Annotated in this window: 1 protein-coding gene; it reads right to left on the bottom strand. The window is 42.3% G+C overall.

Going from position 1 to position 1,063, the window contains the following annotated elements; genetic code table 11:
• Nucleotides 1–26: 26 nt before the first annotated feature.
• Nucleotides 27–1,063, bottom strand: a 1,037-nt coding sequence (tnpC, locus tag NFR82_RS08825) for an IS66 family transposase (protein WP_251717904.1), incomplete at its 5' end; no start/stop codon positions are given.

Raw genomic sequence — 1,063 nt, 5'->3', positions numbered from 1 at the left:
TTTTACTAAACGGTGTTTTTTGCTTTCTATTTACAAATTGTCTGTACCTTTTCTTGCCATGGCAAATAGGCTTCAAGTGTATCCGAATCCAAAATCTCTTCATTCGGTAGTTTTTGAAGCAAGTAATTTAGATATTTTTCAGGGTCAAGCTTATTTCTTTTGGCGGTTTCAATTAAGCTTAGAATGATGCCACTAGCAGCAGCGCCTTCAAAGCTTTGTGAAAATAGCCAATTCTTTCGGCCCATTACGAGGGATTTAACAGCTCGTTCGGCCTTATTGTTAGATAATTCTAAATTGCCATCAAGCAAAACATGCGCAAAAGTATCTTGATGCTTGAGCGTATAATTAATGGCTTTTCCCAATTTAGAACCTGGCAAAACGGTAGTCTTATTTTTCTCGCACCAGCTGAAGAACTCTTGCATTAGCGGCTTGAGTTTCTCTTGTCTTATCTGGCAACGTTCTTTTTTGCTTAAATTCTCCCAGGTTTTTTCTAAGTAAAACATGCGGCTGCAGTAGTTGAGTCCTTTTTGGGCGAGGGACTTTTCAGAAGCCGCCTGTGGCACGGCTTCCTTAAACTTTCTTCTGACATGAGCCCAACAGCCAACTAAGACAGCCTCGGGCAATTGCTCATAAGCCTGCCACATATCACAGTGCAGGTAGCCAGAGTAGTTGCCTAAAAACTCTAAAGCTACTCGGCCGCTGCGGTGCGGATCATGGTGATACAGCGTGATTCCATGCTTGTCATGTTTGCCTGAAAGGAAGATCCAATAGTAAGTCTTGATCGTTTCGCTTTCCAGGACAGTGTAGTAAGTTTCATCAGCGTGCAGGATTGGCCGTGTTAACAGCTTTTGCTTAAGCAGATTGTACAATGCTTTAAAGTAGTATTCGCTGCTTTTCAAACCCCAGTAGTTTAACATCTGTCTGGAAAATTCCAGCCCCATCTTTTTCCAGTCACTTTCTTGTCGATAGTCTGGCACCTTCATTTCATACTTTTGATAAAGAGAATGAGCAATAAGTGAAGCTGAGCCTAGGCCATGATTCAATGGCGCCTTGGGTACTGCGG

The organism is Lactobacillus agrestimuris (assembly GCF_943193025.1).
GTDB classification, from domain to species: Bacteria; Bacillota; Bacilli; order Lactobacillales; family Lactobacillaceae; genus Lactobacillus; species Lactobacillus agrestimuris.
Note: the sequence above shows the minus strand (reverse complement) of the source record. Positions and strands in the feature narration are given on the sequence as shown.